Here is a 17,424-nt window from a genome sequence, read left to right as displayed (position 1 = left end):
CCTCCTTTAGATTAACCGCTCTTCGCCGAGACGTTTGGCAGTATAGTTGGCCATGAAGACGAGAACAACACTGACGATGGTCTTGAAGATCCCTGCTGCCGTAGCCAGAGAATAGTTCCCCATAGAGATCCCGTACTTAATGACGAAGATGTCGATGGTCTGCGAATAGTCTATAGTAAGACCGTTGCCGAGCAGGTACTGAAGTTCAAAGCCGGCATCCAGAATATGTCCAATATTCATAATCAGCAGAATCACAAAGGTTGCTTTAATTCCCGGAAGAGTGACAAAACGCATTTTTTGCAGACGCGTAGCGCCGTCGATGGATGCTGCCTCATACAGGGAAGGGTCAATGGAGGTAATCGCGGCCAGATAGATAATCGTGCCCCAGCCTACTTCTTTCCACACGTTGGAAGCCCCGACAATGCCCCAGAAATACTTGCCCTCACTGAGCCACATAATCGGATCTTTGATCAGGTGAAGCTTCATTAGAATGACATTGACAATCCCGTCATCAATCGACAGGGAGGTAGCGACAATACCCGCTGCGATAACCCAGGACAGAAAGTGCGGCAAATATGAAATTGACTGGACGATACGTTTGAAGAACTTGAGTCTAATCTCATTCAGCAGCAAAGCCAGGCCGATGGCCGTCACCGTACCGAGTACAAGATTGATGAAGCTCATGGCAACCGTGTTGCGCAACACCAGCATGAAGGTCTCATCGGAGAATAAGAATTTGAACTGCTGGAAGCCTACCCACTCCTGCTGGCCGAAGGACAGCGCCGGGCGGTAATTCTGAAAGGCCATAATCCAGCCCCAAACGGGTACATAGTTAAAAATAATTAGATAGATGGCAATCGGCACAGACATGAAAATAAGCTGTTTCTGTATCTTTAGCGTCTTCCAGCTGAGGCTCACACCGATTTCCGGATCGACTTTGCTTCTACGGGTCTTCTGTTTCTTGACCTGTTTGTCCAGTACGGCATCAGACATGTAGTATTCCCTCCTGTGTAATCGTTCTCTCCACTCCTATTTAGGAAAAGCGGGAAAGTTCATTTCCCGCTCCGTTTCAACCCTTAGTGCCGCTTACTTGACGCTCCATTTTTCGATACGCTGCTGGATACCTTCATTAATCCGGTCTTCGTAGGCCTTGATGTCCAGCTTGTGGATTTTGTCCACATAATCCTGCCATACACCTTCGAACTCATCCGGACTGGCCATAATGGCTTTGGGCAGGAATTTAACCTGAAGGTCATTCAGCTTGGACTGTGCAAGCTGAGCTGGCGAACCATCCTTAAGCACGATGGAGTACGCCGGGAAGTAGATATTGTTCTCTTTGGGTTCCTTGAAGAATTCAGACCAGGATTTCTTGTTGTACGCCTTCAGAATCTTCTGGTCATACGGCTTCAGGCTGTCGAAGAATTCCTGTGGCTGCGTACCCGGATCTGCTGCATTTCCGTCGCTGTACGTACCTTGAATTTTAGGCATATAACCGTGCATACCTGTGATTTTGTTAGCTACCTGCCAGCTTGTCTTGTCAGCGTTTGCCCGTTGTTCCGGTGTCCGGTAGAACGAACCGTCCGCATTCACTTCATAATCCTCGCCCTTGACTCCCCATTGGATCGTCTTCTGCCATTCCTCAGTGATCATCTGATCCCAGAATTTGATAATGCGCTCAGGGTCCTTGGCATTGATCGAAATGCCGAAGCCGCGGTTGGTGCCGACTGCTCCGCGGTCACGGTACCATTCCTCAGCACCCGGATAGAGCAGAGGGAAGCCGATGTACGTATCTTCGATTTTGCCCTGGGAGATCAGGGAAGTCTCACCGTCCTGAAAGTTCCAGTGCTGGTCAAACATACCGACGACCTTGCCGCTTGCGATTTTGGCCAGATACTGGTCATAGTTCTGCACGAACGCTTCCTTATCCATCAGCCCTTGAGCGTTAATCTCATTAAGCTTCTTGTAGTAATCCTTGGACATATCCTTGTCGGCAAAAATCTGCGCTACATTGTTGTCTACAATAACCGCTCCGTCATTCGGATGTCCTGACAGATGCTCAGGCGCATTCTGCAGCGGAAACACACGCCAGTCGAAGTTGAGCGATTCGAACCCGATGACATCCGGGTGTTTTTCTTTATATTTGGCAATGATATCGAAATATTCATCAAGGGTCTTAGGCGTTGGATAGCCCATTTCCTCCAGCACCTTCTTTTGCAGCCAGAAGCCTGGTCCCTGGTAAGTCGGTTCAGTAATTTTACCTTGATATACGCCATAGCTTGGCAGTACATAGATGTGGCCGTCACTCTCATCCTTGATCTGGTTCCACACATCGGCATAATGCTTCTTCAGGTTGGGCGCGTACTTCTCAATCAGATCCTCCAGCGGAATGTAAGCTTTGGCATTGATCAGCTTGTCGTCCCCTGACATGATGTCCGGATAGTCACCTCCGGCAATCATGACACCCAGCTTCTGCTGCAGGTCGCCGACCAGGAATTCCATATTGAAGCTGACCCCGGTTTTTTCTTTCATCAGTTTGAGAATTTTGTTGTCAGGCGTAGGCTGCTGCCCGGGACCACTCATAAATACCGAGAATGTTACCGGAGCATTATCGTCTCCGGCTGCCGCCGGACTGGCGTTTCCTCCACTGGCGTTATCTTTGCTTCCGGTGTTGCTGCTGTTGTTGCCAGAACCACAGCCTGTAAGTGCCAGTGTGAGTGCTAATACACCGGCTGCCGCGGCCTTGGCTGAACGTTTTGCCGTTTTGTGCATGTTGTTATGCCTCCCCTTTTTGGCTAATCGCTTATGCTTATAAATTCTCTTGTTGACATCTCTAATTATACGTTTTCAGAATGCGCTTACAATTCATAAACTATAGTACTTCCCCCCGAAAATTCGATAAAAAGAAAACGCTTGCTTGCTGCGCGGCAACTGAATTTCCGTTCTTTAGTACAGGAGCAGCCAGCGGTTGTTGAGCCGCTCCCGGCATTTCAAATGACTTAATGCACCCGCTGGCGATTACACGGCTGCAGCTATAAATGAAGAACAAGACAGATAGTTTACACCTTTCTCTTGCCTGCGCACATCGGACGGATTGAGGGGCACTTTTGCTCCTCATTTCCTCCTTGTCGCCGACTTTCGGCGGATTCAGGGGCACTTTTGCTCCTCATTTCCTCTTGTCGCCGGCTTTCGGCGGATTCAGGGGCACTTTTGCTCTTCGTTTCTTCCTGTCGCCGACTTTCGGTGGATTCAGGGGCACTTTTGCTCTTCGTTTCCTCTTGTCGCCCGCTTTCGTTCCTGAACATCGCCGACTTTCGGCGGAATTAGTGGGATTTATCCCTTTCATTTCCGCGTATCGCCCACTTTCGGCGGAATTAGAGGGATTTATCCCTTTGATTCCCGTGCATCGCCCACTTTCGGCGGAATTAGTGGGATTTATCCCTTTCATTCCCGCACATCGCCCACTTCCGGCGGAATTAGAGGGATTTATCCCTTTGATTCCCGTGCATCGCCCACTTTCGGCGGAATTAGTGGGAATTATCCCTTTCATTTCCGCACATTGCCCACTTTCGGCGGAATTAGAGGGATTTATCCCTTTGATTCCCGTGCATCGCCCACTTTCGGCGGAATTAGAGGGATTTATCCCTTTGATTCCCGTGCATCGCCCACTTTCGGCGGAATTAGTGGGAATTATCCCTTTCATTTCCGCGCATCGCCCACTTTCGGCGGAATTAGAGGGATTTATCCCTTTCATTTCCGCGTACAGCCAACTTCGGGCGGGTCTATTTTATACGCAGAATTTCCTGCATCTAGAGTAAAGGCCTGGTGCAACCCAGTCCCTCCTCATCAAACCGTACGTGAGGTTTCCCTCATACAGCTTTCCGATGTTTGTCATTCATGGGCATGCAGATCACAATAGCGTTCTTAGTCCATACATGTTGGCAATATACTTAACCTCAGGTAATGAACTCATCCATCTCCCGCGTTGTCTCTTCTTCGCGTACCACCGGGTTAATCGCTGCAGAATATACCAATCCAGTTTCGCTAATCTCTTTTGGCTGTAGTTCGTGCAGTAATAATTTCTCCATCCCTGAATCTTTGGATTGAGCCATTTCACATGTTCCGCGAACGATCTCCAGCGCATACCGGGTGCTGCTAATCTTTCTTTGACCACACCCCGAATGCGTTCCTCTGCCTTCTTCGTTAGCCACTGTTGCGTGGTATAGTACACTTTCCCTTGAGACGTTTCTGCTTTCGTTTTTCGGTGGTGCATCCCTAAAAAGTCAAATCCTTCGTCTCCTGTCCATAAGCCTACAATGCGGGTTTTGGCCGGGTGTAGGGTTAACTCTAGACGTTCCATGATTCTGCGTATAAGTTCATACGCATGTTCCGCGTCCTTTTTGGTTTTGCAGACCACCACAAAGTCGTCTGCATACCTTGTCAGTTCTCCCACTCCACTTCCGTGTTTCTCCCACAATCGGTCAAAGTAGTTCAGATAGATATTCGCCAACAGTGGTGATATGACACCACCTTGCGGTGTCCCTAAATCAGAACGCCTTACATTTCCTTCTTCCATGATTCCCGCTTGAAGCCACTTCCGTATTAACTTCAAGATCCGCCTGTCATTGATACGCATTTGTACCAATTTCATGAGCTTCTCTTGATTAATGTTGTCGAAGTAACCTTGGATATCGACGTCGACTACCCAATTCCCTTTACGGTTACAGGATTTTCGGATTCGTTCCAGCGCTCCTTTCGCACTTCGTTTCGGGCGGAATCCAAAGGATGCCTCTTCGAAGTCTGCTTCGAAGATGGGTTCAATGACGAGTTTGGTTGCCATCTGTATGACTCGGTCGCGCACGGTGGGTATGCCCAGCGGTCTTGGTTTCCCGTCTTTCTTTGGGATATAGTGCCGCCGTACGGGCTGCGGATGGTAATTGCCTTCTTTCAGTTCTCGCTCACAGCTTTTGAGGAATCTCGTGACTCCTTGTTCCTCGATTTCAGTGAGTGTCACGGCATCTACTCCCGCAGCCCCCTTGTTCGCTTTCACCCGTTTCCAGGCTTCGCCTAGCACATCCCAGCGGTAGACTTTGTCGAACAGCGCATGGAATTTACGCTTGTTGTTCTCCTTGGCCGCATGACCTAGCTTTTCTTGGAGTTCTTGAACTTTTTCCTTGGGTGTCGTTAGCCGGTTGGCATTCACTCACTCGTACCTCCTCCAAAAGCATAAACAAAGCAGGGCTCCTTCCCTCCCTAGGGTTATGTTGTCCTTAAGTTCTTCGGTACTATGAGCCCCTCGGACTCCCTTTCCACAGACGATTCATTTCATCTTTTGGACTTATAGAGCGTCTCTTTACAGGGTTTCTTAAAAAAAAAATCCCGTGTGGGGGAGGGTCTCCCCAGTTCACTGCATTATCTTTCAACCCATGCCGTTCCCTATACGCCGGAGGATTCTTCACTGTTGCTCCAAGTTCTGTACAGTTTCCTTGGCCTTCGTCTAATGACTCGAGACTCGGCACCCTCTTTTCCCCTTCGCAGGGCCTTTTTGACGACGCGGCAGGATTCACTTCATGTTGCGGCCTGGATCGTTGCTCGCCCGGTCTCTGACCGGTACTTTCGTCGATGCGCTTTTACACACAGATTTCGCCATGCGCAAGCATCCTAGCTACCAAGGTGGCTTGGCCCCTCCTTGGGTTGGACTTTCACCAACTAGATAATGCGTGCCTCTGGGCACGCAATCACAGAAAAGGATTGGCGCAAATGCGCCAATCCCAGCACAATCTTCTATAATCATCCATTCTGACCGTATCCTGTTTCCGTAGTCTTCTATAATCAGCTACTCTGCCAGCTTCCTGTTTCCGCAGTCTTCTATAATCATCCACTCTGACCGTATCTTATTTCCACAATCTTCTACAATTATCCACTCTGGCAGCTTCCGGCTCACGCTTACCGGGTAAACGTATAAGAGCCTCCCGCTTCCCCTATGAAGAAAACGGAATCCAGGCCCGGGCCTTCGATCCGGCAAGGACCGGATACGGTACATGATACCACCGCTTCCGTAACGAGTCCATCGGCCCACGAGAAGTCGAGGGTATAGCCGCCTCTTGCCCGCAGCCCCTTCACACTGCCCTCGCTCCAGCTTGCAGGCAGCGCGGGCAGCAGTCTGATGCTATCCGTGTGACTCTGCAGCAGCATCTCGGCAATTCCCGCGGTTCCTCCGAAATTCCCGTCAATCTGGAACGGCGGATGGTTGTCGAACAGGTTAGGCAGGGTCGAATGCTCCAGCAATGCCCGTACATTCGTGTAGGCTTTGCTCTCGTCCTGTAGTCTGGCCCAGAAGTTAATGATCCAGGCCCGGCTCCAGCCGGTATGTCCGCCGCCGCTTGCGAGTCTGCGCTCCAGCGTAGTCCGGGCTGCTGCCGCCAGCTCCGGTGTATGCTCCACCGTGAAGGCATCCCCGGGGTACAAGGCGAACAGATGGGAGATATGGCGGTGTCCCGGCTCCACCTCTTCGTAATCCTCCATCCACTCCTGAATCTGGCCGTATTTCCCGATTTGCGGTCCAGGCAGCCGGTCCAGCGCAGAGCGCAGTTCTTCGCGGAATGCCTCGTCCCGGCCGATAATCTCGGCACTGCGGACGACGGCCTTGAACAACGCTTCAATGATCTGGAAGTCCATGGAGGCTCCGGCGCACAGCACGCCCGATTCTCCGCCAGGCAGCTGATACGTATTCTCCGGCGAGACAGACGGGCAGGTAATCAGCCGGCCAGCCTCATCCTCTATCAGGTAATCCAGCAGGAACTGCGCAGCTTCCTTCATGGTATCGTACGCCTGCGCCAGATAATAACGGTCCTGGCTGAACTGGTAATGCTCCCACAGATGCAGGCATAGCCAGGCCGCACCCAGCGGCCAAAAGGACGCCGGGAGATAGGTATCCTGCGGAGCTGTATCTGCCCAGATGTCCGTATTGTGATGCGCCGTAAAGCCTCCGCAATCGTACATCACCCTAGCCGTCACCCGTCCCGGCTCCCGCATCCGTTCAATCAAATCGAACAGTGGCTCATGGCATTCCGCAAGATTACAGATTTCAGCAGGCCAGTAATTCATTTGCGCGTTGATATTGATGGTGAATTTGCTGTCCCAGGCCGGGGTGAAGCTGTCATTCCAGATTCCCTGCAGATTCGCAGGCAGAGAACCCGGACGGCTGGAGGAGATCAGCAAATAACGGCCATACTGGAAATAGGTTGTGATCAGCCCGTGATCCTCCTCCCCCTGCTGAACCCGCTTCAGCCGTTCGCCGGTCGGCAGCCCGTGTAGCTGCGGGTTCTCGGGGAGCGTCAGCGCAACCCGCCCGTACAAGCTGCGGTAATCCGCAATATGACGGGCCAGCAGCTCTTCATAGGGAACCCGGCTCAGTTCTTCAAGCTGCATCTTGGCATGCAGCGCCGGATCGGGATGGCGGAATGTGGTTCCTGCGGCAAGCAGCAGCGTAACCGAGCTTGCCCCCTCCACAAGCAAATATTCTCCGATATTGCGGCAGGTGCCGTCTTCCGTAACTGCCTTCAATACGGCAGCGAAGGAGCTGCCTCCGCGGCCGCCGCATTCTCCGCCCATCACCAGTCCGCTGTTCTGCCACTTCTCCGTCTTCTCCAGCATTCTCCAGTTCTGGCGGTTGAACCTGGCCTTCAGGGAGATTGCGTTCTTCCGGTCGGAGGTCAACCGAACCACTATGGCCTGATCCGGGAAGCTCGCAAACAGCTCACGGGTATACCGGACCCCGCCGGTTGAATAGCTCACCCGGGATACGCCGCGCTCCAAATCAAGCTCCCGTCTATAATCCGCAGCCGGCTGCTTATGCCCGCTGAACGACAGCAGCAGCTCGCCCAGCGGCAGATAATGGCGCTGCGCTTCCGGCAGTCCCGTCATCGTCATCGCGGCGAGTTCCTCCGCCTCCTTCAGCTTCCCCTCAAGGATCAGCTTGCGGAGCTTGGGCAGATGAGGCAGCGCGTCTTCGTTGTTGCGGTCACGCGGACCTCCGTACCATACGGAATCCTCATTGAGCTGCAGCTTCTCCTCGGCTGCCCTGCCGAAGATCATCGCTCCGAGCCGCCCGTTGCCGATCGGCAGCGCCTCATTCCATTCCTGCGCCGGTTCACTGTACCATAACCGCTGGCTCTGTTCCTTGCTAGTCATCGCTATTCCGCTCCTTCGTATTTAATCGAGCTCTACCAGTGCCTTAATTACCTTAGACTCCGGATTCAGCCAGCTCTCGAACTGGCCGGTCATATCTTCGAATGAGCAGCGGTGGGAAATATAGCTGTCCACCTCAATATAACCGTCAGTAATGGCCCGAATCACCTGTTCAAAATCCTCCCGGGTCGCATTTCTGCTCCCCTGCACGGTCATTTCCCGCGCATGGAAATCCGGATCACTAAAGGTTATATCTCCTTTGACCAAGCCGACATAAGTCAACGTCCCTCCATGCCCAACCAGGCCAAAAGCACCCTCCATCGAGGAGATATTGCCGGTGGAATCAATGACATATGGCAGGAAGTTGCCTTCTGTCAGCCCGGATAGCTGCTCCTTCGGTTCGCGCAAGGCGCTCACTGTATGCTCCGCCTGCGCCCAGCCCTTGCAGAATTCCAGGCGTTCATCGTTGACATCCATCGCAATCACCTGCGCACCGGCATATCTGGCCATCGCCATCACACCCAGTCCGATAGGTCCGGCTCCGATAACCAGCACTTGATCACCTGATCCCAGACCCGAACGCCGCACGGCATGCGCCCCGATAGCCAGGGGCTCCAGCATGGCCGCCTGATCCAGCGTCAGTCCGTCTGTCTTCAATAGATTGCCTACAGGCAAGCTCACCCGCTCACGCATTCCGCCGTCCAAATGAACGCCGAACACTCTCATTTTCTGACAGCAGTTCGTTGTGCCGCTCAGACAGGCCCGGCACTCTCCGCAATGCAGATAAGGAATCACACTTACCTGATCACCGGCCCGCAGCCCTTGCGGATTGTCGCCAATGCGCTCAACCGTCCCGGACAGCTCATGCCCAAGCACACGCGGATAAGTGAAATAAGGCTGATTGCCCCGGTAGGCGTGCAGGTCTGTGCCGCAGATTCCGATCCGCCGGATGCTTACAATGGCTTTTCCGTCCTGAAGCTCCGGCTCCGGCAAATCTTCCCTGTATACGAGCTTCCCGATCTCCTCACAAATAATTCCCTTCATTATAAGAAATCTCCGTTCCGGCCTTGCATCACGTTCCACTCCGGCTGGCCGCTCGGCCAGGTTGCCCCGTCGATAGGCTTCAGAATGCCCCGTACCTCTGCCAGTAATTGTTCATCCATCGGCTCATCCGTCCATTTAATATTGTTGCGGATATTCTCCGGTGTCGCGGTGCTTACGAGCGTTGTCGGAATCTGTTCATTCGCTGTAGAGAACTGGACCGCCAGCTTGGCGATGTCCTCTCCGTTGTCCCGGCAATATTCAGCGGCGCGCTGACACGCGGCCTGGATCTCTGCACTCGCCGGATGCCAGTCTGGCACTTTACGGTTGCTGAGCAAGCCCATGGAGATAGGCGAGGCATTAATTAGTCCCGTGCCGCGGCTCTCCAGCAGCGGAAGGAGCTGAAGCAGCGCGGTGTCATTCAGCGAATAGTGGCAGTAGGACAGGATGACATCCAGAGCGGTCTGCGACAACACGGTCTCGAAGATAGGAAGGGGCAGGCCGGTCACGCCGGAATAACGGATTTTACCGGATTGCTTCAACTCCTCAAGCGCTGGAATTCCCTCTTCCATTACCTGTTCCAGAGAGCCGAATTCAATATCATGCAGCAGCAAAATATCCAAATAGTCCGTCCCCAGACGGCCCATACTCTCTTCGGCGCTGCGGATAATCCGCTCTCTGGAGAAATCAAACTCATCCTGGCCGTAACGTCCGGCTTTCGTACTCAGGATGTAGCGGTCCCGCGGTACAGTCTGCAGCGATTCTCCCAGAACAGTCTCCGCTTTCGTCAGGCCGTAATAGGGAGAGACGTCGATGAGGTTGATCCCCATATCAAGCGCCGTATGAACCGTGCGGATTCCTTCTTCCTTGGGAACATCCCGGAATACGCTTCCCAGCGACGATGCCCCGTAGCTTAATACGGAGACTTCCAGCCCTGTATTCCCCAGCTTTCTGTATTTCATAGCGTTCTACCTCCTGTAGTTTGATATTGCACTTAAGATTTGAACTTGTAGCATCATCGTCACTGCGGTGAACATTTGGACTTCCGGCCGCTTCTGTGCTTTTTGTTTATTTCTTTAGTGCTTCTTACTATAGTGAATTCAACTTGTAAAATCTCACAGCATTCGCTCCAAAGACCGGCTCCATCTCTTCCGGTGACAGCCGCTCCTGCAGTGCCGTGCGCAAGATCTGAAGCACCTCATCATAGGTTGCCGCCATCAGACACACGGGCCAATCGCTGCCGAACATCACCCGCTCCGGTCCGAACAGCTCCAGCACCGCATGGATATAAGCCGTGAAATCCTCCTGTGTCCAGCCCTCTGGACCGGCTTCCGTTACCATCCCGGACAGCTTGCAGCAGATACCGGGGTGCTTCGCAATCTCCGCCATCCGGCTTCGCCATGGTTCTAATTGGCCCGCTGCAATCGGGGGCTTGGCCAAATGGTCGATGACCCCTCTTAGACCCGGAACCCGATCCAGCAGCCCTATGAGCTGCGGAAGCTGATCTGCCAGAACCAGCAGGTCCACGGGGACATCCTCGTCCGCAAGAAATGTGAGCGCTTCTATATATGGACGGGTCAAAAGCAGGCCGGGGTCCTCCATCTCCTGGATCATCACGCGTAGACCGGTGAACTTCCGGTGCCTGCAAAGCTGCTGATACTGTTCCTTGAAGGAAGGACTCGCAAGGTCCAGCCAGCCAATCACACCGGCTATGGAATCCGCCTGCTCGCTGAGTCCCAGAATGTATTCCGTCTCCTCCAAGGTCGGCGCAGCCTGTACCACAATCGAGTGGCTAATCCCGTGCTTGTGCAAATGCGGTTCAAGGTCAGCGGGCAGATAATCCCGGAACAGCACCGGAATATCCGGTGTAATCCATCCGTAATCGTCCCTGTCTATCTTCCAGTAATGCTGATGAGCATCAATATACATCTCAGCACCTCCATTCCACCTTATTTTAAACATCCGATAAAGGAATAAAAATAGCTTAAACAAACAAATTTATACCTTATTTTGATATGATAAGGATAAGAATTCATAGCCTTAGCTAAGGAGGCCGCGTCATGGAACCGATCCGCAAGCATTTCGACAATGAATTGCCGTTCTCTCTGCTTCTGGACTACAAGGAGACCAAAAGCCCGCAGCGCGAGCTGCCCGACCATCAGCACGACTGGTACGAATTCATATACGTATACGGCGGCAAAGGCACCTTTTTCATCGATCAGACCTTTTATGAAATGCGCCAGGGGGATGTTATCGTCGTTCCCGGAAACACGGTGCACCGGGGATTCCCCGACAAGGAGGAGCCGGTGACCTCTTCTGCCGTATTTTTCAGCCCGGGTCTTGTTCTTAACCATACCTACAGCGAATCTTATGCTTATCTGAAGCTGTTTGACGCGGCCAAGAAGAATAAGCAGTACAAGTACACCCTATCTCCTGAACACGCCGGAATCTTACAAAACGATATCGATGTCATCCACGGCGAACGGGAGCAGAGCCGTCCGGACGGCGGACAAGCCCTGACGCTGCTGCTCCATCTCACGCTGCTTCACTTGAACCGCTACTGCCTCCCGCAGGCTGCCGAGCCGGTAACCTCAAGCGCCTTGCTGCCGGACTGGTTCCGTGAGGCACTCAGCTATATCAACGACCACCTGGATCAGCCGCTGGAGCTGTCCGCATTGGCGGGGCGGGCGGCGATCTCTCCGGCCCATTTCAGCCGGGTCTTCAAGCAGCGTCTGGGGATGAATGTGACGGATTACATCGCGACCAAACGGATTTTTGCCGCCAAGGACTGCCTGCTGCAATCAAGCTATACCATCGAGCAGATCGCTATGGCCTGCGGCTTCGAGAGCATGCCCCATTTCTACCGTACATTCAAAAAGATCACGAAAGTGACGCCGGCCGCCTACCGGAGAAACAGCAGAACGCATTGAGGGCTTCAAAGTCAAGGGTTCAGGTCTGCTTCCCGGACGGTTACAGCTTCACCCTCATAAGTTACAATACAGCTTCCGGCCTGTCCGGCGATCTCTACAGTAAATTGTCTGACCGCCTGCATACCGGCATAATCTCCTGCCCGCTTCCCAATGGTCAAGCTACGGGCCGCTTCGCTCCAGGTCATCAAGATCATGGAATAGGAGCCGTGCTCATAATTGTAGTTATCCCCTTCATCTTCATACAGGGTGAAGGAGACATCCTTGCCGCCGTATACCTTGAGGCTAATCACAGCATCCGGCTGTTCATCCGTATATTGAATCTCCGGGCCAAGCGGAACAATCGAGCCGGCGCGGACGAAGAGCGGAAGTGTCTCCAGACCGGCATTGGCTTCAATCGTCTGGCCGCCCTCTATCCGTTCATCGCTCCAGTAATCGTACCATTCCCCCGCCGGCATGTAGACACTGCGCTGCTTACAGACACCCTCTAGCTCACGCGAGCCGGGACCGTAATACATTGCCTCCGTTACGGGAGCTGCCATGAAGGCCGGACCGAACATGAACTGGTCGCCGATCGAATGGACCTGCACATCTTCCCGGTAGTCGAAGGCAAGCGCACGGAACAGGGTATAGCTGCGGTGTGCGACGGCTCCGGCCAGTGAGTAGATGTATGGCATCAGCCTATAACGGAGCTTCAGATATTTCACAAGCGTATCGTACATCAGCTCTCCCTCTTCTCCGAACCGCCACACCTCTCTTGGCGTATCCGTCCCATGGGAACGGAACATCGGCAGGAAGGCCCCTAGCTGGAACCAGCGGACGTACAGCTCACGGTATCCGAGATCGGCAACCCCTTCGTCATAATCCCCGTTCGAGAACCACTGCTCCTTCTGCTTCTTCACGAAAAAAGCGCCGATATCCAGTGTCCAATACGGAGAACCTGTCAGGCAGAAGTTAAGGCCGTCAGCAATCTGCTTCCTCAGCGTCTCCCAATTGGCCGCGATATCGCCTGACCATGTAACCGTGCCGTACCGGTGCTGCCCCGCGAAGGCGGAGCGTGTCAGATTGATCACCCGTTTCTCTGAGGTCGCTGCACGCTGGCCTTCATAGATACCTTTGGAATGCTGCATGGAATAGGCATTGATCAGCCCCGGATCGAGATAACGTTTGGATTCCGAGGTGTTGATCAGCAGGCGCTGCTCCGGTTCCGGCTTCACCGCACCCTTCCAGTCCGCCTCAAAAGGCTCCGTGCAATCGCACCACCAGGCATCGACCCCGTGGGAGAACAGCCCGTCATTGGCCTGCTTCCAGTACAATTCGCGCGCTTCCTCCCGGAAGGCGTCATAAGTAGCCTGATTGCCGAGCAGGAAGCCGCTTTCCTTCATCTCCTCATGGTTGGCCCCGCCCGCGCCCATAATCGGCCAGATGGATACCATGAGCTTGGCATTCATGGCGTGCAGGCTGTTCATCATCTGCGAGGGATCAGGGAAACGTTCGGGATCGAAGGTCTTTTGCCCCCACAGATTCCCCGTCCAGGACTGCCAGTCAAGCACAATACAATCGAGGGGAAGCGACCGCTCACGGTACTCCTGCACGGTGGCAATGAGTTCTGCCTGGGAGATGTACCTTTCCTTGGACTGTACATAACCGAAGGACCACTTGGGAAGCATCGGCGCATCCCCTGTCAGGTAACGGATTCCCCCGGTAATCTGATCGAACTCGGGCCCGTAAATGAAATAATAATCCATTTCTTCATCGGCATCACTCCAGAGATAGGAGCCAAAGGCATCATCATGGAAGGTCATGTACGACCCCGAATCTACCAGAATCCCGTAACCGCGCGTAGATACAAGCACCGGAACAACCGCTTTCATATTCTGCTGATACAAGTATTGCTGCCGGCCCCGGAGGTTCATCATCCCTTCCTCGTGGGAGCCAAGTCCATACAGGGCTTCGTCTTCCTGCCATTCAAATTCCAGCTTCGTATGAAAAGCCTCTCTGTCCAGCCTGCGGTTGACCCCTTCGGCTCTCGCGCGCAGACCATCGGCCCCCTGACCGGTCTCAACCGTATCTGCCGAAGCATCGAAGACCGTATGATAGACCTCTGTCCGCTCCAGGGTTTTGCCGCCTCTGGACGGCTCCCGTGTCAGCAGCCTGCCATCCGCATCCCAATAACTGAACGCGCAGGTTAACTTGTCCACCTTAATCTTAAGAAGCACTGTCGAAATTTCCAGATGGCCGGAGTGTTCCTCAACCGTCCACTCTACACTCTCCGCCTCCGGGCGGCTCACTACCATAAGACTCTCTTTCCCGCTTAGCTCCGCATTCAGGGTATACCGGATTCTGGCAATGCCTGGCGTATACATGGCGATATGCATAATCCCCTCTGTAGTCTCCAGCCTTACGCCATCTGTACCGGAGTGTGTAGCGATCAGATTCACAATAGTTCCACCCTTCATTATGACTTCTTTGATTATAATGATATTATTATTAATATCCGTTATCTAGCATATATTTGTGATTTATAAGCACAATATTGCGATTCGCAGGAGGTAATCATGTACGAACACCGTTACCGTGAGAACAAGCTGCATGGTCAGCCTGAATTCCCGCTTCATATCTACAGGGTAGAGCATCAGGCCTGCGTTCATTCGATTCTACCCGTGCATTGGCATAATGAGATGGAGATCATTTATCTGGCGGAAGGCCGGGCTACCTTCCAAGTCGAGAGCCGGGAATTCACCATTCAGGCAGGCGATGCCCTGATCGTTCACCCGGGGGAACTTCATTCGGGCATGGACACCGTCTCAGGCGGCACCTGTTATTACTCCATCGTGTTCAAATGCTCCTGGCTCTCTTCACCGTATCCGGACCGGGTGCAGTCGTTGTTCCTAGACCCTCTATTGCAGGGGACAACCCGGCTGCCCGCCTTGTTATCTGCTGCAGATGATACTCATACTCCATTGCTCTATCTGATAAAAGAGCTGCTGAACCGCTATGAGCATCAGTCTGCGGCGTATGAACTGAGCTTGAAGGCTCTCCTGCTGCTGTTCATTGCAGACAGTCATCAATACAGGCTCACCGGACAGAATCCGGATCCGGAACCCCGCCACAGGCGCGAATACAACCGGCAAATCAGGGAAGTGCTGAGCTATATGGAGCAGCATTCCCGTGACAGGCTGGAGCTGGATCAGCTTGCCTCCGTTGTATCGCTTAGCCGCTCGCATTTCTGCAAGTTTTTCAAAGCCCAGACCGGCATGCGCCCAATGGAGTATTTGAACTATATCCGCATCAGCCAGGCGGCCAGTCTGCTCCGCAGCGGATCATACAACGTGCTGGAGGCTGCACTGGAGTCAGGCTATCAGCATGTCAGCTACTTCTCGAAGTGGTTCAGGCATTATATGAACATGACGCCTTCAGACTACAAGGCCCGTTATTCTTCCGGGGTGTAGCGGTAGTGCGCTTAGCCTAGCTACCTTCATAGCGGCTCGCTCCCTGCTTCCTGCTCACAGCTTGCAGCAACAAAAAGCAGCACCCGGGAACTTCCAAGTGCTGCTTGTGCATCAAGCCATATTCAGCATATTCTCCGGGTTATTTCAGCGTAAACGAAGCAAGCTGGGCGCCGCCGTTGCCGGTGTACGTGAAATACAGCGCCTGAACGCCGTCCGGAATCGCCACTTCCGCAGTGTATTCTTTCCAGACATTCGTGAACCCTACCGGGATACGTCCGAGTGCCGGGCCGTCCCAGGCCGCTTTCACCTCGAACTCGCCGTGGCAATAACCGCGCACCTTAATGGAGACCCGGGTAACCCCTTCACACTTGAAATATTTAAATCCGGCGGTAGCAGAATCGGTCATATTGGCAATATAGCCGGTCTCTTCATCGCCATCCCTGCCGTCCTGGGTAATCTTCGGGAACCGGCTGTCCATCCAGGCACCAATCGGGCCGAAGCCTCCGGTGTACATCTCCTGATCCTTGCAGAACAAATGGCAGGCCAGATAGGCCGGATATTCGCCGCTTCCTTGGAGCGGGCCTCCGTTCGGACCGCAGGAGGTCATCTCCACCTGGGGGATCGTGCCGTCTGCGCGGAATTCAATCCGCTCAATGCAGCCCTGGCGGGAGAATGCTGTCCCGTTGGTATGGCGGTGGTAGAAGATATACCATTCTCCATTAACCTCTACGATACTGCCGTGGTTATTGCCGCCATAATACATCGGCTGGTCCGCAGGCTTATACGTATCAATATGCAGGTCGCAATTGCTTACAATGACTCCCTGATAGACGAAATCCCGGGTCGGATGCTTACTGGTCGCATAACACAGCTCATGCATCGAGATCGAAGAATAGATCAGGTAGTAGATATCCCCTCTTTTGCGGATAGACGGGGCCTCGAAGAACTCATAGCCTTCAAATCCTGTCCCCCCGCTGTAAGGCTGACTCGGCGCTACGAACACAGGCTCCTCAATAATCGTAAGCATATCGGGACCCAGCACGGTAGCCATGGCGCCGTGTCTGGACTTGTCCCCGTATCCGCAGAAGCCGGTGTACAGGTAGGTGGTGTCTCCTTCGGTCAATACCCCCGGATCAAACTGCGGCTCGTCGCCTTCCCGTTCGCCCAGACGCGTACCGTCACCGTAGGTTACATAGCCGTAGAATTCATATTTGCCGCCCGGCTTGCCGCAGACAGCCACCGATACGACAGGAACCTTGTCCAGTACATAGTAGAGATAATACCGTCCGTCCGGCCCCTTCGTCACATCCGGTGCATAGAGGCACATGCTGCCTTCCGGGTTCAGCGGGTCATCCGTAGTCCGGTAGATCACACCTTCATACTGCCAATCGGCCAGATTGTTCTCAGGAGCAGACCAGCAGGCATAGTCGTTCAGACAGAAGGCGTGTCCGTTAAACCGGTCATGTGAGCCATACACATACACTCTGCCTTCAAATACATAAGGTTCAGCATCCGGAATATATTCACAGGATGGCAAATACGGATTGAATCCCTGTTGTTGCGTCATTTCTGTTGTCCCCCTAGTTGTTCGTTATATACATGGATATGTCGGGCTACGCCAGCACCGTCACCTGTATGTCCCTATCCCTTTCAGTATAGAGAAGCCGCTTTAGCGAAGTCCATGACATATAGACACCTAAGATTGATCTATCCTTAGATGATTGGACGCGGCCGGACTCACCTATAAATTTCAAGGAAAACGCTTTAATTTCTATACTTCCGGTTATGTTATACTTTGGGCAAAATGCTATCCATTG

12 protein-coding genes are annotated in these 17,424 nt (G+C 53.2%); 3 read left to right on the top strand and 9 right to left on the bottom strand.

Annotated elements, in window-relative coordinates; all coding sequences use genetic code 11:
• Positions 1-6: 6 nt before the first annotated feature.
• Together NSU01_RS12845 and NSU01_RS12840 are read right to left on the bottom strand one after the other, a co-directional pair.
• Entirely contained in the window at positions 7-993 is a 987-nt protein-coding gene (locus NSU01_RS12845; protein ID WP_052421801.1) for an ABC transporter permease subunit, read from the bottom strand.
• Positions 994-1,086: 93 nt separating this feature from the next.
• Positions 1,087-2,769, bottom strand: a complete 1,683-nt coding sequence (locus NSU01_RS12840; protein ID WP_076244382.1) for an extracellular solute-binding protein — start codon at positions 2,767-2,769, stop codon at positions 1,087-1,089.
• Between the two features lie 335 nt (positions 2,770-3,104).
• Between NSU01_RS12840 and NSU01_RS12835 the strand changes: the two genes are divergently transcribed.
• Complete coding sequence (locus NSU01_RS12835) at positions 3,105-3,815, top strand: hypothetical protein (RefSeq protein ID WP_339303200.1); 711 nt, start codon at positions 3,105-3,107, stop codon at positions 3,813-3,815.
• A gap of 92 nt (positions 3,816-3,907) precedes the next feature.
• Here the strand turns inward: NSU01_RS12835 and ltrA are convergent, their stop codons facing one another.
• The 5 genes from ltrA to NSU01_RS12810 all read right to left on the bottom strand — a co-directional run bounded on the left by ltrA (position 3,908) and on the right by NSU01_RS12810 (position 11,157).
• On the bottom strand, positions 3,908-5,200 hold the full coding sequence (gene ltrA, locus NSU01_RS12830) for a group II intron reverse transcriptase/maturase (protein ID WP_076244377.1): 1,293 nt from the start codon (positions 5,198-5,200) through the stop codon (positions 3,908-3,910).
• Between the two features lie 743 nt (positions 5,201-5,943).
• The gene (locus NSU01_RS12825) at positions 5,944-8,190 is read right to left on the bottom strand and encodes a glycoside hydrolase family 95 protein (RefSeq protein WP_076244374.1); all 2,247 of its coding nucleotides are present in this window, start codon (positions 8,188-8,190) and stop codon (positions 5,944-5,946) included.
• A 21-nt stretch (positions 8,191-8,211) separates the two neighbouring features.
• Positions 8,212-9,231 carry a zinc-binding alcohol dehydrogenase family protein gene (locus NSU01_RS12820; protein ID WP_076244372.1) on the bottom strand — a complete coding sequence of 340 codons (1,020 nt, stop codon included), beginning with the start codon at positions 9,229-9,231 and terminating at the stop codon, positions 8,212-8,214.
• Positions 9,231-10,190 carry an aldo/keto reductase gene (locus NSU01_RS12815; RefSeq protein WP_076244369.1) on the bottom strand — a complete coding sequence of 320 codons (960 nt, stop codon included), beginning with the start codon at positions 10,188-10,190 and terminating at the stop codon, positions 9,231-9,233. Before NSU01_RS12815 ends, NSU01_RS12820 begins: the two co-directional genes overlap by 1 nt.
• A gap of 127 nt (positions 10,191-10,317) precedes the next feature.
• Complete coding sequence (locus NSU01_RS12810) at positions 10,318-11,157, bottom strand: amidohydrolase family protein (RefSeq protein WP_076244366.1); 840 nt, start codon at positions 11,155-11,157, stop codon at positions 10,318-10,320.
• A gap of 131 nt (positions 11,158-11,288) precedes the next feature.
• Between NSU01_RS12810 and NSU01_RS12805 the strand changes: the two genes are divergently transcribed.
• On the top strand, positions 11,289-12,158 hold the full coding sequence (locus tag NSU01_RS12805) for an AraC family transcriptional regulator (protein WP_042135896.1): 870 nt from the start codon (positions 11,289-11,291) through the stop codon (positions 12,156-12,158).
• An 11-nt stretch (positions 12,159-12,169) separates the two neighbouring features.
• Here NSU01_RS12805 and NSU01_RS12800 read toward each other — a convergent pair whose 3' ends face one another.
• Positions 12,170-14,614 carry a TIM-barrel domain-containing protein gene (locus tag NSU01_RS12800; protein WP_076244364.1) on the bottom strand — a complete coding sequence of 815 codons (2,445 nt, stop codon included), beginning with the start codon at positions 14,612-14,614 and terminating at the stop codon, positions 12,170-12,172.
• Between the two features lie 99 nt (positions 14,615-14,713).
• Between NSU01_RS12800 and NSU01_RS12795 the strand changes: the two genes are divergently transcribed.
• On the top strand, positions 14,714-15,607 hold the full coding sequence (locus NSU01_RS12795) for an AraC family transcriptional regulator (protein ID WP_076244362.1): 894 nt from the start codon (positions 14,714-14,716) through the stop codon (positions 15,605-15,607).
• 139 nt (positions 15,608-15,746) lie between these two features.
• Here the strand turns inward: NSU01_RS12795 and NSU01_RS12790 are convergent, their stop codons facing one another.
• Positions 15,747-17,174 carry a family 43 glycosylhydrolase gene (locus NSU01_RS12790; protein WP_076244360.1) on the bottom strand — a complete coding sequence of 476 codons (1,428 nt, stop codon included), beginning with the start codon at positions 17,172-17,174 and terminating at the stop codon, positions 15,747-15,749.
• Positions 17,175-17,424: the final 250 nt, after the last annotated feature.

Source organism: Paenibacillus sp. FSL H8-0259 (assembly GCF_037963255.1).
GTDB classification, from domain to species: domain Bacteria; phylum Bacillota; class Bacilli; order Paenibacillales; family Paenibacillaceae; genus Paenibacillus_AQ; species Paenibacillus_AQ phytohabitans.
The sequence above is the reverse complement of the archived record's forward strand: the minus strand, read 5'-3'. Positions and strand labels throughout refer to the sequence as shown.

What these genes read in the sequence shown, in the direction of transcription:
- NSU01_RS12800 (WP_076244364.1), bottom strand. Translation starts at nt 14,614, where the DNA reads ATGAAGGGTGGAACTATTGTGAATCTGATCGCTACACACTCCGGTACA.
- NSU01_RS12795 (WP_076244362.1), top strand. Translation starts at nt 14,714, where the DNA reads ATGTACGAACACCGTTACCGTGAGAACAAGCTGCATGGTCAGCCTGAA.
- NSU01_RS12805 (WP_042135896.1), top strand. Translation starts at nt 11,289, where the DNA reads ATGGAACCGATCCGCAAGCATTTCGACAATGAATTGCCGTTCTCTCTG.
- NSU01_RS12820 (WP_076244372.1), bottom strand. Translation starts at nt 9,231, where the DNA reads ATGAAGGGAATTATTTGTGAGGAGATCGGGAAGCTCGTATACAGGGAA.
- NSU01_RS12840 (WP_076244382.1), bottom strand. Translation starts at nt 2,769, where the DNA reads ATGCACAAAACGGCAAAACGTTCAGCCAAGGCCGCGGCAGCCGGTGTA.
- NSU01_RS12845 (WP_052421801.1), bottom strand. Translation starts at nt 993, where the DNA reads ATGTCTGATGCCGTACTGGACAAACAGGTCAAGAAACAGAAGACCCGT.
- NSU01_RS12815 (WP_076244369.1), bottom strand. Translation starts at nt 10,190, where the DNA reads ATGAAATACAGAAAGCTGGGGAATACAGGGCTGGAAGTCTCCGTATTA.
- NSU01_RS12825 (WP_076244374.1), bottom strand. Translation starts at nt 8,190, where the DNA reads ATGACTAGCAAGGAACAGAGCCAGCGGTTATGGTACAGTGAACCGGCG.
- NSU01_RS12810 (WP_076244366.1), bottom strand. Translation starts at nt 11,157, where the DNA reads ATGTATATTGATGCTCATCAGCATTACTGGAAGATAGACAGGGACGAT.
- NSU01_RS12790 (WP_076244360.1), bottom strand. Translation starts at nt 17,174, where the DNA reads ATGACGCAACAACAGGGATTCAATCCGTATTTGCCATCCTGTGAATAT.